This window comes from Haloarcula sp. 1CSR25-25 (assembly GCF_032027985.1).
Taxonomy (GTDB): Archaea; Halobacteriota; Halobacteria; order Halobacteriales; family Haloarculaceae; genus Haloarcula.
This window is the reverse complement of sequence record NZ_JAHYBW010000007.1, coordinates 24,261-37,051: the sequence shown is the minus strand read 5'-3', so window position 1 is coordinate 37,051 and position 12,791 is coordinate 24,261. Positions and strand designations below refer to the sequence as shown.

14 protein-coding genes and 1 pseudogene are annotated in these 12,791 nt (G+C 56.6%); 1 reads left to right on the top strand and 14 read right to left on the bottom strand.

What is annotated here, in order from left to right; all coding sequences use genetic code 11:
- Positions 1-3 precede the first annotated feature (3 nt).
- From KZ498_RS18055 to KZ498_RS18000, 12 genes are all read right to left on the bottom strand, one after another.
- Positions 4-744 (bottom strand): DNA methyltransferase, encoded by a 741-nt coding sequence (locus KZ498_RS18055; RefSeq protein WP_311173309.1) that lies wholly within the window; start codon positions 742-744, stop codon positions 4-6.
- Positions 745-1,225: 481 nt separating this feature from the next.
- Positions 1,226-1,648 carry a GNAT family N-acetyltransferase gene (locus KZ498_RS18050; protein ID WP_311173310.1) on the bottom strand — a complete coding sequence of 141 codons (423 nt, stop codon included), beginning with the start codon at positions 1,646-1,648 and terminating at the stop codon, positions 1,226-1,228.
- 3 nt (positions 1,649-1,651) lie between these two features.
- Positions 1,652-2,050 carry a hypothetical protein gene (locus KZ498_RS18045; RefSeq protein ID WP_312620624.1) on the bottom strand — a complete coding sequence of 133 codons (399 nt, stop codon included), beginning with the start codon at positions 2,048-2,050 and terminating at the stop codon, positions 1,652-1,654.
- A 70-nt stretch (positions 2,051-2,120) separates the two neighbouring features.
- On the bottom strand, positions 2,121-2,507 hold the full coding sequence (locus tag KZ498_RS18040; protein ID WP_123622915.1) for a hypothetical protein: 387 nt from the start codon (positions 2,505-2,507) through the stop codon (positions 2,121-2,123).
- 12 nt (positions 2,508-2,519) lie between these two features.
- Entirely contained in the window at positions 2,520-2,909 is a 390-nt protein-coding gene (locus KZ498_RS18035) for a hypothetical protein (RefSeq protein WP_312620623.1), read from the bottom strand.
- A gap of 144 nt (positions 2,910-3,053) precedes the next feature.
- On the bottom strand, positions 3,054-3,596 hold the full coding sequence (locus tag KZ498_RS18030) for a hypothetical protein (protein WP_311173312.1): 543 nt from the start codon (positions 3,594-3,596) through the stop codon (positions 3,054-3,056).
- A gap of 79 nt (positions 3,597-3,675) precedes the next feature.
- Positions 3,676-3,945 (bottom strand): hypothetical protein, encoded by a 270-nt coding sequence (locus KZ498_RS18025; protein ID WP_311173313.1) that lies wholly within the window; start codon positions 3,943-3,945, stop codon positions 3,676-3,678.
- Positions 3,942-4,406, bottom strand: coding sequence for a hypothetical protein (locus KZ498_RS18020; protein ID WP_123622907.1), 465 nt, complete (start codon positions 4,404-4,406; stop codon positions 3,942-3,944). Before KZ498_RS18020 ends, KZ498_RS18025 begins: the two co-directional genes overlap by 4 nt.
- 60 nt (positions 4,407-4,466) lie before the next feature.
- Positions 4,467-4,718, bottom strand: a complete 252-nt coding sequence (locus KZ498_RS18015) for a hypothetical protein (RefSeq protein ID WP_311173314.1) — start codon at positions 4,716-4,718, stop codon at positions 4,467-4,469.
- Between the two features lie 22 nt (positions 4,719-4,740).
- Complete coding sequence (locus tag KZ498_RS18010; protein ID WP_312620620.1) at positions 4,741-5,277, bottom strand: SWIM zinc finger family protein; 537 nt, start codon at positions 5,275-5,277, stop codon at positions 4,741-4,743.
- A 115-nt stretch (positions 5,278-5,392) separates the two neighbouring features.
- Positions 5,393-5,749 carry a hypothetical protein gene (locus tag KZ498_RS18005; RefSeq protein ID WP_312620618.1) on the bottom strand — a complete coding sequence of 119 codons (357 nt, stop codon included), beginning with the start codon at positions 5,747-5,749 and terminating at the stop codon, positions 5,393-5,395.
- A 156-nt stretch (positions 5,750-5,905) separates the two neighbouring features.
- On the bottom strand, positions 5,906-6,385 hold the full coding sequence (locus KZ498_RS18000) for a hypothetical protein (protein ID WP_312620616.1): 480 nt from the start codon (positions 6,383-6,385) through the stop codon (positions 5,906-5,908).
- 149 nt (positions 6,386-6,534) lie between these two features.
- Here KZ498_RS18000 and KZ498_RS17995 point away from each other — a divergent pair.
- Positions 6,535-7,173, top strand: a pseudogene (locus KZ498_RS17995) (IS6 family transposase).
- A 151-nt stretch (positions 7,174-7,324) separates the two neighbouring features.
- Here the strand turns inward: KZ498_RS17995 and KZ498_RS17990 are convergent.
- Together KZ498_RS17990 and KZ498_RS17985 are read right to left on the bottom strand one after the other, a co-directional pair.
- Entirely contained in the window at positions 7,325-10,174 is a 2,850-nt protein-coding gene (locus tag KZ498_RS17990; RefSeq protein WP_312620614.1) for an ATP-dependent DNA helicase, read from the bottom strand.
- Complete coding sequence (locus tag KZ498_RS17985; RefSeq protein WP_312620612.1) at positions 10,171-12,756, bottom strand: PD-(D/E)XK nuclease family protein; 2,586 nt, start codon at positions 12,754-12,756, stop codon at positions 10,171-10,173. Before KZ498_RS17985 ends, KZ498_RS17990 begins: the two co-directional genes overlap by 4 nt.
- Positions 12,757-12,791: the final 35 nt, after the last annotated feature.

Sequence of the window (12,791 nt, the reverse complement as noted above, 5' to 3'; positions counted from 1 at the left end):
TCTTCAACTTGTTTCGAGGATATTCTGTGGCTCTCCATCCATTTTATAGACCATAAAGAAAGAGTGGTTCTTGCGTGCGTGAACTTGATTGTGCATTCCGGAAACAGAGGGTTTGTTGTGACGTTCTACGACGAACAAATCCTTCGTGTAGAACCTCAGCTCTCTCTCGTAAAAGTTTGTTATCTGGATGTGTGTCAAGTATTGGGTGTTTGAGCTCACCTCATCTCCAACTTTCACCACAAAAACACCGTCATCATTAAGTACTCGTTTGGCTTCCTTCCCCGCTTCAAAGTAGAGGTCTAAGACTGCTTGGTGATACTTCGACCCCCCGGTATGCACATCACCTGTAGAGTAATTCGATCGGAAATTGGAATGTGAGCCATTCCCTGCAAGGTGGTCTTTATTTCGCCGGAAGAATCCTTCTGCATAGGGAGGGTCTAGCACTACACAGTCGATTTCACCATCTTCGTAGGGGAGGTCACGGCAATCGACTCCCTCTTCACTATCTGGTGATTTTTCAGGGTCGATATCTGTCTTGTATACTTTGTACTTCTCGTCCGGCACGTCGGTCCAGAAGTTCCCGCGTCCATAAGTCACGTCAGCAATAGTTGCCCCGTCCTCAACGTGGAGGTCAACTATTTTTGGAAAGACCTTCCGATTATACGCAACATACGAGGAGAGTACGATATCCTCTGAGTCTGCGGATGACTCTTCCGCTGACTCATTTTCAAGATTGTTCGGCATTTACTTGTCGAAACATCGCGACGAGTTATAGTCGTTGGTGGTCTCCTTCGTTGGTCCCAGCGCAAACACGGAATCGGGACAGACGTTGGTAACCCCAACTAGGTGATGGTCACCCCCCCTGGATAAGTGACTGGGACCTCTGTAACGCCTCAGAGTGTACCCTAAACGCGTCTCGAGCGGAAGTGGGGAGTACCAGCCCAACGGGGGTTTCATCGGCATCCGTAACGGTGAGGCACACTTAGCCGTCCGGATGGGGGTGTCGGCTTTCCCTCGTAGTATGTGCGAGCCTCGTCGCGGCCGGCGCAAGCGTCGAACCGCTGTGGAAGGTGGCCGCGGGCCCGTCGCTTGAGGGCGTCTTGATAGCGGCGCTGCTGGGCTGGGTCAAGCAGCGGGAGTACGGCCGTGATGTTCCCACATGGATGGACGAGTTCTGGATTCATACGTCTGCACGGTCCTGGGACGGGAGAAAGCCACCCAGGGGTTACTTGTCGTCGACGTTGTCGAGTTGTGTATCGTACCACCAAAGTTCGCCGTAGCGACCCTTCCGTTTCCGGTGGAATCCGGTGGATTCGACGAGCCTGATGCCAGCTTGATTATCCTTGTGAACGCGGCAGCGGAGGCACCAATACACGTCTTGGAGGCGGTCGAAGATTGCGGTCGCGACGCTCATCCGTCGCGCGTTCGGTGTGATGATGATTCGACTCAGGAACGACGTTCCGACGGTACCGACGACTGCCGTTCCGATGCGGTCGCCGTCGAGAAGGGCCTCCCACGCCTCTCCCTGTTCTTCGGCGGCGGTCAGATTCGGGACATCGTCGATCTCGTCGAAGAAGCACCACACGGCGTTTGGCGAGAGCCGTGAGTATCCGACGGTAATATCGGGATCGGTGTCGATGGATGCCATCGGTCAAGTGGTCAGATTTTGGTATGGGACGTGCGAGAGGTACGTCCGGCACTCGGGGCAGATAACCGAGAGGACGGGACCGTTCGCGTCGCCAGTCTCGACGAACTCGAACTCGCCGTGACTCGAGTTGTAAATGTCTTCGCTGACCGTCATAGCGCTCAGGGCTTCGGTCCCACAGACGGGACAGGGCTCTCCGAATCCCCAGTCCGGTTCATGAATTGATTGCCGGATTTTGAGTGCGTCGGACGGAAGCTGTCGGAGGAGTTTCTGGACGTATTCGGAACCGACAGTATCATAGTCCGGCGATTTGGTGGGGATGAGGAGTGACTCAAGAACGTCTGAGGGAGATTGATCTTCGGAGTCGATTCGCTCTTCTTTGATGTTGATGACGATGACTGTCATGGAAGGCTTGAGAAGGGAGCTGCTGGGTTTGACACCCCGCGGGGCTACTAGCGGATTAGGACGTGGTGGGTTAGTCCACGTCGATAGGCGTGTCGAGACGGGCGGCGGCGACGCGATAAGCGGCGACAATCTCGTCGACGGTGACGTCGTCGTCTGCCTCGCGCTCGATGGTGATCTCGATCTCGCGGCGGACGGTGTCTGCGTCGTGGCTGTATCGCCAGATACCTTGTTCGACACGGGGGTGGGTTAGAATGTTGTTCGGGACTCCGAGGTCGTCGACGGCACGGAGGACTTCGGCCGTTGCGTGAACCCGGTCCCCGTAGCCATCGATCCCTTCTCGGAGCGCCTCGATGGCGTCTTGGAAGGTGAGGTCACTGGCCTCTTCACTAGCGGCGATGTGTGCGGAGACGGCGTCGGACGTTTCGGTGGGAAGCTGGCGCTGGGGTTCTGAGGTCATATTCTCCTTTGGTTAGTGCGAGAGTGGGTTCTTTTGATCGAACGGAATACTCTTGACCTCGACGAGTTCGAGGTGGCTGTCCGCCCGTGCCTGCTTGGCCGCCTTCTCACGGTTCGTTGTGAGTGTCGGGCCGAACTGACCAAGCTTGAGGAGGACGTCTCGTTCCGTGTTGAGCACACCGTATTGCTTGATCTCGCCTCCTGCTGCGGGCTCGTCGGTGCGGTTGACGACGTCGATGTTGAGTGACTGCCACGGCTTCCCGGTGTACTCGACGTGGACGTCCTCGCCGTGTTGGCGGGCGATGTAGTCCCACGCTTGGATGAGTCCCTTCAGGGCATCGTGGCGTTCGCCTTGATCACGACCGAGTATGTCGACCGTGAGGGCTGTCGTCGCAAACGCCATATGGACTCCCTGTCGGTTTTTGAGTTGCTGTTCGACATCGAGCCTCTCGGGGAGATCCGAGAGATCGAATTCTGACGGTGGAAGGAACGATCGCATTTTGTGCACCTCACTTCTGATGGGGGCGAAAAACAACAGGTGGTGCGACTACTCGTGCCAGATTCGAGCATCGAGGAACGGGCCTTCGCGATAGATCTCTGCGTCGTCGAAGACGCGGTCGAGCTGGCGCTTGACCCGGCGGAGGCTCGGTGCGCGCTCCGGGGGACGGAATTGGAACGCGGAGTACCAGGTTGCTTGGTCTTCTTCGATACCTTTCGGGAGGAGGACGGTTGTGAGTGCATCCGACCAGAGATTCCGATCATCAAGGATGGCTTCGAGTGCATTATGGGAGAGGGATTCACCGGAGGCATCCTCGGCGTAAACGAAGACAGTCTTTGGATATGAGCTACCGACCTTGTAGTCGCGGTTGTACTGATGATTGAGGCCACCGAGAGCGCGATATTCAGCCCCAGTCTCGGGGTCTACCGGACCGAATTCGCCGGGCTTGCCGACAGCCTCGAAGTTGCCCGAGGGCATATAGCGTTCGTGGAGTGGGGCGTGCGTTACGTGGGCGTACGCAAGCCGGCTGAGAGTGGCGAACGGTGCGGCCGAATCGGTGTCGTCGGATGGCGTGGTGGATGCGTTGGACATAGTATCAGATCAGGTTACGACGGAAGTCCGGGGGTGTTGGTGAGTCAGGACTACTCCGGCGACGGGATGAAAGGGATAATCACGCGCTCTCTTGGTTGATGGCGGTCACCTCGTCGTCCGGAACGAGCTCGTCGCGATCGCGGCGCTCATCGCAGTTCGTACAGTAGACGCCCTCATTTTCAACGTCACTTCCGACAACCTCACCGCGCTTCATACCGACCTCTTCGAAAGTACCGTCCTCGTACTTCTGGATGTCGCCGAACTGGACTTCTTCGATGATCCAAGAGAACGACCGGCCGCCGCACTCCGGGCAGGTCATCGGAACCGGCGTGTTCTTTTCAGACGTCATACGTCGACCTCCACGTTCTCTAGGGCCCGTTCGTACAGGGCATCAGTGATCTGCGTCTCGGTTTCAGAGATTGCCGACTCGAGTGAGCGTTCATCTAGATCGTCGATGTCTGGATCTGCGCGCTCGCCGTCGATGAGGTGTTGCGTTGCGACTGCCGTATGGGCTGCGAGAACGGCGATAGCGGCTTCAAAGGCTGGGCCACTGAGGATGCCTGTTTGCATCTCTCGATAGGCCGCGTCGTAGTCTTCGGGCGAGCCGGGAGACGGAACAATATCGTTGAGCGAGCTGGTCTTGGTGAGGTCGTACGCGATGGCGTCTTGGGAGTCGTAGCCATCGCGGAGGGCGATACCAAAGCCGGCACGTTCCAGCGTGTCGAAAAGTTCGATGAGTGCGGCTTGTGAGGTGTCGTCAGGGACGAGGAGTGAGGCAACGGAGTCCTCGTCTCGAGTGCTGTCTGTCATTTGTTATTGAAACCTCTTCGCGCCTGTAACGGAGAAGAAAAATTGGGCTCGAAATAGTAGTTACTTGGGGCGGTAAGCGGGGCCCGATTCGTGCCTCGTGACTTCGGTTACCGTGATGGCGTCGACGTCGACCTCGAGAACACCGGGATGGTCAGGGGTGGCAGAGAGATCGGAAAGTCCCTCATTGAGGCGTTCTTGAAGCCAGTCGGCGTAGATGTCGGCTGGAATTGATTCGTCGAGGTCCTCTGTTGCACCAAGGGGAATCTGTATGTCGATGGTTACTGTTCGATCGTGGTGAGTGGACGAATTCATAGCGTGTGGAGCTGTAAGTTATTTATCGCTGGTCACGAATCGCGTCGAGACTAAAGTCCTCGTCAGGGTTGCGGATGGCCTCGAGCGTGTCGGTGACGAATTCGAGCGCCTCAATCTCTGACTGAAGCCGGGCGATTTCTTCCTCGCGGTCTTGGATGACGTCGATGATGGCGGCTTCTGCCTGCTGGTAGTCAGCGTCCTCACGGACGTCGTTGTCGTCGTCCTCTTGGATTGATGTGGTGAGTGCCGATGTCGGGAGTTTCCCGTCGGGGCGGGGGACCGTCTCTTCTTCAACTTCGATAGCGACACGTCGGACGTGCTTACAGCCGCCCTCTGGATCGCGGTCTTGGTAATCCGGACAAGTACACGTTTCGTCGATGAGGTCGACAGTGTAGGTCTCCCCGGACTCGCCAGTGACTGAGTAGATGCCGCCCTGCTTGAGGAGTGCGACATCCATCGTTTCGTTACGAGCGCGTTCGTCACGTCGGTCAGTACTCTGGGGCAGCGTTGGGGACGAGTCGGATGCGTCTCCGGTCGCTGCGGTGGAGTGTGAACTCACGATATGATTCCTCCACCTGCTGGCAGGGGAGTGAAAAACACCCACTTCACAGATCGCTCATCTATGCACGTGATGGCTTGCGATGCCGTTGTGGGCGTTCTGTAAGTCGAGATCGCTATTCGGTTGTTTCGGAGCAAGGTTCTGCAGATCGAGCTCCCGTTTCTTGGTCGTTCTCCTTGACCTGGATGGTGAGGACTCGGTGGGTGTCGGAGTCGTGGATACGACGCTGGCGCTCGAAACCGTCTTGAGGGTTCGGTCCTGCGAGGGCGATGACGAACCAGCCTGAGTCAGGTGCGCCACGAGTTGCGTTGAGGACGCGGTAGATCCGGCCAGACTCATCATCGAGGAAGAGAACCTCCAAGGTCTCGCCCTCTGAAGAGCGGTCTGCTCGATCAAGCGCGGTGAGGACGCACTCGTCTTCGAATTGGTCGCGGAGCTGCTCGAACGAATGTGGGCTATCCGTGTCGGTCATCGGTTGTTCTATCCTCTACTTCTCGAGGGGTCGAAAAAACGCTGGTAGAGATGCTGGAAGAAGATGTTGACTACGTGCTCGAAGCCGAGAAGGGTCTCGGGATCAATCTGACCGCGGATGAGTCGCCGTTGTCACTAACTGGTTTCTCAATTCGAGCTAATCGTGAATCTCTATCCACTCTTGATACTCTTCGGTAGAGAGCAACCGACCACACTGCGCGCAGTAATGTAGATCTCGTCCCCCCTGCTTTCGCTCTACAGACAATCGGGTGTCGCTCTCAATAGAAGCACAATTGGCACAGGTCTCGTTGACCCGTTGTTCCTGCCGTCGCTGACGTGCTTCATCAAGATGCTCCATCATTTCATCAATCTCGGTGCGATTCTCTCCCGCTTGCTGGATGAACCCGACGTCCAGCACTTCGACCGTGATTATCGTTGGCTCCGTCTTGGTGTTGACATCGCTAATACTGGCGGTAAAGATACACACGTCGCCTGGAGCAATTTGTGTCTCGACCGCCTGTTCATATCTGATTTGGTCCTCTTGAACGGCCTCTAAGAAATCAAGATCAAGGAATTTGGCCTGTTGATTTGGAAGGACTCTGACGGGCATTTCGCCCACCGCGCCAGTGTCAGTCATCCATCGCCAGTCCGTCATCAATTTCGTATAGTGCTGGAAACTTGTTAGTAATTACTGGGTCGTAGTTGATGGCCCGCGTGAAGAAAACTATTGCCCGACGTGTGGTCGCGTTAAGTTAGAGGATGAGGCGTTCGATGTTCGAGTGCTCTATGTCCAAAATCGAACGCCTCACCGTGTGTATCCAGTGGATCGACTTGTCGTTTGTGGAGCGTAAGCGGACTCCCGAGTGGGCGATTCAAGTTGGCATCCGGTGTCTTCTCGCCGGAATGTCAATGAGGGATGACAGTCAGTTTCTTGATGAGTTGGGAGTCAAGCGTGGCCACGTCGCTATTCACAAGTGGATGCAGAAGGCAGAACTACAGCCGATTTCGGCGGTAAGTGCGGATCAGATTGCGGTTGACGAGAAAGTGATCCGCGTCAACGGCGACGATTACTGGCTGTACGGCGCGGTCGATCCGGAAACGAACGAAATCCTCCACGTAAGGCTCTTTTCGACGACAACGAAACAGACGACGCGATGGTTTCTGTCGGATCTTCACCGTCGCTATCAGCTGGACAACGTCGAGTTTCTCGTTGATGACGCCGATTACTTGGTGAACGTCCTCGTCGAAGAGGGCTATCGATTCCAGATGATTTTACATGGGAATCGGAACGCTATCGAACGTATCTTCTGAGAAATAGAACGACGAACCTCATCGTTTGCAAATAGTTTCAGCCATGTCGAGCGGAAGACAGCTGAATCGTGGCTCCAAGCTCTCGCCGTCCGGCACAATTCACGCCAAAGTTAACGCGACCGCTTTCTCACACCCTAAATATTCTCAAATAGAGATCGAATGTTAGGGGCCCTGCTGAATAGAATATGCGGGCTTCATACGTTATAACAGGCACAGAACAGCCAGTACCACCTGACTTACTCCAATTTCTAGATGCCGGAAAAGCTCACATTCTGTATGTTAACACCAGATCTTGAAGATCCACCTTACTGAGGGGATCAATCTCCTTTCGGTCACCGTCGTCGGTGTAGAAAATCGACGCAGTGACCGACCGCTCCGGATATTGATCGGCAACGACGTGGTAGTAGATACTGAGTTGTTTCTGGTATTCGGCCTCAGCGTGGGTTGTAAGGTCTGTTTTGTAGTCGATAATCTCAACACAGTCAGATGTCACGTGGAGCAAGTCGATGATGCCGCCGATCGTTACCTTCTCGCCGTCGACGGTAAGCGGAAGGAACGCATCGATCTCGGCTCTCGTCTCACCATCGAGTGAGTCAATTAACGCCTTCACGTGCTCCTTGTCAGGGTTATCGCCGGTTTCGACTGCTTCACCGAGAACATACCGTTCCGCAAACTCGTGGACGTCTGACCCGAACTCCATTCCCCGGCCGCCGGTATTCCCTTCGAAGACTGCGTCATCGATGAAGGTGTGCGGTGAGTAGCTTGCCGGTCCATCAGGCTCTGGAATATCGACCGTGTACGTCGAATGCTCGCCGTCTTCGGGGTCGAACGCAGATAGGTCGGGCTCGACATCTTCGATATCAACGGGGAGTGCATCGAGAAACGAATTCGAGTCAACGCCACCGGTCAAGACGAGGTGGCTCTCAGCGCGCGTGACAGCCACATAGAGGAGCCGACGCTCCTCGTCGTAGTTCTGTGGGAGGCAGCGATTGAGAACGTCTGTCTTCCAGTTGTCGTAGACGTGTGGGACGTCGTGTGCGTCCTCTGAGTACACCTTCCGCTGACGGAGGCCAATCGGGTCGGTATAGGCAATATCGCTTCCGCTGCCACCGGAGGACGGGAATTTGTTAGCGTTCATATTTGCGAGGATGACGATCGGGTATTCGAGCCCTTTCGTCGCGTGGATCGTTTGGACAGTCACCGCGTTCGTCCCAGCCCCGGCGTCGACGTCGTGTGTACTCCCATCAGCAATCGCCTCCTCAATGAATCGGATCAGCTCTCCACGGGTGAACGTCGTCGTCCCGTGGACCGACTGAATAGTGTCGAGGACGACGTCTGCGGTCGGGCCGGAACGGCCGTACTGTTCGAACACGCGTCGGGCGACGCCGCCGAACGTCTCCAAATCCTGTAGATCCTCTCGGAATGCGACCATTGCTTCAGGGTACGCCTCACGCTCGATGATCGTCTTCGCCTCGTCAATCGTGTAGCCAGCCTCTTCGAGGACGAGTGCCCACCCGCGTTCAGCGTCACGTTCGAGGATACGCAACCACGCTAACACCAGCTTCGCGGCGTCGGTCCGGAAGACCTCGATCCCACCCTCGTAGGCCATCGGCAGACCGAACGTACTCGCCGTATCGAGCAGCTCCCGGCCGAAATCACGGGTTCGCGTCAACACGGCGATGTCGCCGTACTCCGGAGCACGATACGTGCCGTCGTCTCCTTCGACGGCGTAGGCGTCGTTGTCGACGATCGCGTCGATCTTCGCAAGGATGGCCTCGTGTTCGTCCCCACTCGTGAGCGCCTCGATGTAGCTATCAGCTCGATCTGTATCGGCAGTCAGCGGTGTAACCTGCTCGGAGATAGCCTCCGCATCCAGAGATTCGTTCTTTGTCGCACGGGCAGTCAGCGCGTGGGTAGAGAAGTCCAAGATGGACTGCGTCGACCGGTAATTCCGCGTCAGCTGCTTGTCGTCAACCGGCGTCGTCGGGAACGTGACTCGATCTACGTCCCGATTCAGCTCCGCGGTAAATCGTTCGAGGCGATCGTCGAACTCGCGGATGTTGTCGACGTCCGCGTACTGGAAGCTGTAGATGCTCTGTTTCCAGTCGCCGACCACACAGATGTTGTTCGTGCCGGCGAGCAGCAGCGTGAGTTTAAACTGGATCTCACTGGAGTCCTGGAACTCGTCGACCATCACGTACTCGTACCCCAGTTGCTCTCGGAGGTCGTGATCCTCACACAGAAGCACGAACGCGAACAGCTGAAGGAACCCGAAGTTCAGGTAGTTCCGCCGAAGCGCGAACTCAAGATAGGCGTGATATACGTCGTGGACGAACCGCTTGAGAGCCGTTCGGTCCTCCTCGAAGACACGTTTAGCGAGGTCCGCCGGGACTTGCTTGCCATCGCCGCGGATGTCCCACTTTGCGGGCGCCTTCGGGAGATACGTCTTATCTTCACCATACTGATAGAGCTTCTTTCGAAGCTTCGATTGCTTGCTCCCGCCGTTCCGTGGTTCATTCCGGTCGGTGAACAGTGTCTCGAACGACTCAAAATCTCCATCGAGGTGTGACTCGCTGTTCCGGTACCAGCCATCCGCAGTGGGGAACACACCCTTTGCGGACAGTTCCTTGATCAGATCGAGTAGCTCCGACGTCTCCGACAGTGCCGTGAAGAACTCGTCATACTCCGGGCGATTATCGATGAACTGGCCGATGAACTCACGAAACAGCGCCTGTTCGATGATTTCGTCTTCGATAATCCGTGTCGAGCCAGTGATCGTCTCATCAATCCCGAGGGACATCGGTGCGTCGTGTCCGTATTCGTCGAGCAAGTCGTGTGACAGCGAGTGGAACGTTTGGATAGGCGCGTTCGCGAGTTCCCGCATCCCGTACTCGCTGTGACGCACAATCCGCTCTCGCATCTCCTCGGCCGCGTTGTTCGTAAAGGTCACCAACAGCACGTCTTCGGGATCGACGCCATCTTGGGCGACAATGTTTGCGTATCGCCGGGTAACGGTGAACGTCTTCCCGGTGCCAGCACCCGCGTCGACGAGATAGAGGCCATCAGTCGCCTCGATGAGGTCGCGTTGCTCCGGGTTCGGGTCGACGCCGCTCATTTTTCACCCTCTAACAGAAGGTCACGATTGTCCACCCGTCGGTAGTTCGGCTCACCGGCGAGCCCCTCGATTGGGAACGCCTCGTCGCCAGTGCGGCGTCGATTGAGTTCCGTCAGTCGCTCGTCGACAAACGATTCGAACGCATCGAGATCACGTTTGAAGAATGCACCCTTCTGTCGGTCGACGATTGCTCGCATCACCTGCTTGCTCCCTGTTGTCACGTACTTGTACTCGCCAATCTCGGCTTCGAGCCGGTCAATCATCGTCTCTCCGAACTCCGATTCGATGAGTTCGTCGCTGTCGGTGGTCTCGACAAGCGGCGCAGCATCGAAGAGCGCGGCGTATGTCTGATAGTCGATCTTCGAGAGGATCTTCTGGCACTTCTGTGCCCCCTCCTCACGGAGATACTCGAAGAACTCCTCACGTTGCACGTGCTCGGTGAGCGATTCAGGGTAGTATGTTACAGACGTCAACGCGTCGTCGATGTCGGCGTCGCCGGCGATCACGTCGTCGACGAGTTCGGTGACGTAGAAGAAGGTGAACGAGAGTTGGTCACCCGGACGTTGTGATCGCCAATAGGTGAGATAGAGTGCAGCCTGAAAGTCAGGCTCGTCTGTCGGCTCGTCAATCGCTGCGTGTTTGACGATCGAGGTGGCGCTGCTCTCGCTACCGCTCTTGTAGTCGAGCAGGTCTCGCTCCGACTGAACGAGATCGATCATTCCGTTGATGCCCAGTTCTTCGTCAGTAAACCGGCGTTCAGTCACGGGGGAGTCGACATCCCGATTGAAGTGAGCAGCGACGGCATTATCACCGCCACTGGACGGCGTCAGAAACGCGCCCTCGGTCGGCTGGTTCGCGTCAAGATATGAGACGATCGTTTCGAGGCTCGCACGATATTCAGTGCGCCGGGTCCGTTCGTCGACGGAGCGAACCAGCGGACGGACGTCCTCGAGCATAAGTTCGACGACCTCCGAGAGTGTCTCCTCGCCAACTGCGTCCGGATGGTTGACGTAGAACTCCGCGAAGTCGTGGAGCAGGTTGCCTTCGGTAAGATACGCCTTCTCCGGACCGTCGACGATCCGGCTGAAGTAGTAGTCTCGCGGTGAGTTCACGTAGGTGTTGAGACTCGACTTGCTGATCGTCTCGACCGGGTCGGATGTCACACCGACAGGTTCGTTCTCGAATCCGTCACCAGCTCGTGCTGCGGTTTCGATCTGATGACTTGTCGAAGGTAGATCGGAGAAACGGTCGTACTCCGGTTCGAGGAGCTCTTCAAAGTACAGGCACGGCGTCACGGGTGATCCGCCGGTCGCATCTTGGACGAGATAGTGTTGCTGGCTGCCGCTCTGTAACAGCAGCTGGAAGCTCTTAAGATTCCGTGTAAACTGGGCGTCCTGGTCGACCCACGGACGACGTGGTGCCGAGTGGGTCCAGCGGTCGTCAAGCCCTAGGTAGAAGACAACCTCACGACCCACGTACGACGCCGATTTCGCGTCGGCGAGCAAGACGCCCTCGTTCTCTCGATCGACCGGCACCTCGTAGGTCTGGAGATAGAACGACAAATCGTCAAGGCGCGCTTCCGTGATGGATTCGTCCGCGATGGTGAGTGTCTCCAGTTCCTCCCGGAAGGCATCCAACGTGTCGTCGGCGTGGCGTTCAAACACTGAAAGGGCGTCCGAGAACGTGTACTCTTGGACATCGTGGCAGAAGTCGATCAGCCACTTGAGATCTCCATCGTCAAGCTCGTGCAGTCGCTTGTCTGTGTCAGCGTCGACGACGTCACAATCGAAGACCGTCAACAGCGACCGGATCTCGCTTATTCGGGTATCAATCCCCCGGTGGGCGGTCCGGAGGAGGTGGAGGAACAACCGATGTTCGCTGCGATCTGTGAATCCCGGCCCGCCGAAAAACGGGATATCGGCCGCTTCGAGCGCGGACTCGATAAGCGGTGAGTACTCGCTTTCCTGGTCGAGAACAATCCCGACGTTATCAACGTTCTCGTCATCGACGGAATCGACGATGGTCTCGACGATCGCCGTCGGCGAATCGTGTATACGGAACGGCGGGAGCTCGAACTCGGTATCAGCGAAGAGGTCGACCGTGTCGTACTCGGCAGGCAGATACGCTCGTTCGAGTTGGGTGAGCATCGCCGGTTCGACGACGACCACGTCGAGATTCGGATCGATGGTCTCGTTTGTGAGCTTCATTGAGGCGGTCTCGAGTTCCGCGATTCGCTCCACAGCTCGTTCGGTGGCGTCATCGACGTAGCCGTCATACTCGAAGATGGCGTCGTGTGACCCCCGGTGTTCCCAACACTGGAGGATATTCCCAACCGCGTATGCACAGCGCTTCCAGGAGAAGTCCTCGTGATCAAGCATACCGAGGAAAGCGAGACGGTCCTCGGATTCTTGGCGTCGACCGACTGCAAGTCGGCGTGGTGGGATCGCGAACGGACCAAGATGCGAACGATCGAGGTGGCGGTTGAGAGCACTCGCAAGCGGTCCGTCCGGGGTGATTACCCGGTCGTACGATTTGACTTCGTCGTAGAGTTGGAGTGGCGATTTGGCGCGGGGAAATGGCACGCACGTAGAAGGTCAGCGATGTCGGTTAAATCTTT

What these genes read in the sequence shown, in the direction of transcription:
- KZ498_RS18055 (WP_311173309.1), bottom strand. Translation starts at nt 744, where the DNA reads ATGCCGAACAATCTTGAAAATGAGTCAGCGGAAGAGTCATCCGCAGAC.
- KZ498_RS18050 (WP_311173310.1), bottom strand. Translation starts at nt 1,648, where the DNA reads ATGGCATCCATCGACACCGATCCCGATATTACCGTCGGATACTCACGG.
- KZ498_RS18045 (WP_312620624.1), bottom strand. Translation starts at nt 2,050, where the DNA reads ATGACAGTCATCGTCATCAACATCAAAGAAGAGCGAATCGACTCCGAA.
- KZ498_RS18040 (WP_123622915.1), bottom strand. Translation starts at nt 2,507, where the DNA reads ATGACCTCAGAACCCCAGCGCCAGCTTCCCACCGAAACGTCCGACGCC.
- KZ498_RS18035 (WP_312620623.1), bottom strand. Translation starts at nt 2,909, where the DNA reads ATGGCGTTTGCGACGACAGCCCTCACGGTCGACATACTCGGTCGTGAT.
- KZ498_RS18030 (WP_311173312.1), bottom strand. Translation starts at nt 3,596, where the DNA reads ATGTCCAACGCATCCACCACGCCATCCGACGACACCGATTCGGCCGCA.
- KZ498_RS18025 (WP_311173313.1), bottom strand. Translation starts at nt 3,945, where the DNA reads ATGACGTCTGAAAAGAACACGCCGGTTCCGATGACCTGCCCGGAGTGC.
- KZ498_RS18020 (WP_123622907.1), bottom strand. Translation starts at nt 4,406, where the DNA reads ATGACAGACAGCACTCGAGACGAGGACTCCGTTGCCTCACTCCTCGTC.
- KZ498_RS18015 (WP_311173314.1), bottom strand. Translation starts at nt 4,718, where the DNA reads ATGAATTCGTCCACTCACCACGATCGAACAGTAACCATCGACATACAG.
- KZ498_RS18005 (WP_312620618.1), bottom strand. Translation starts at nt 5,749, where the DNA reads ATGACCGACACGGATAGCCCACATTCGTTCGAGCAGCTCCGCGACCAA.
- KZ498_RS18000 (WP_312620616.1), bottom strand. Translation starts at nt 6,385, where the DNA reads ATGACTGACACTGGCGCGGTGGGCGAAATGCCCGTCAGAGTCCTTCCA.
- KZ498_RS17990 (WP_312620614.1), bottom strand. Translation starts at nt 10,174, where the DNA reads ATGAGCGGCGTCGACCCGAACCCGGAGCAACGCGACCTCATCGAGGCG.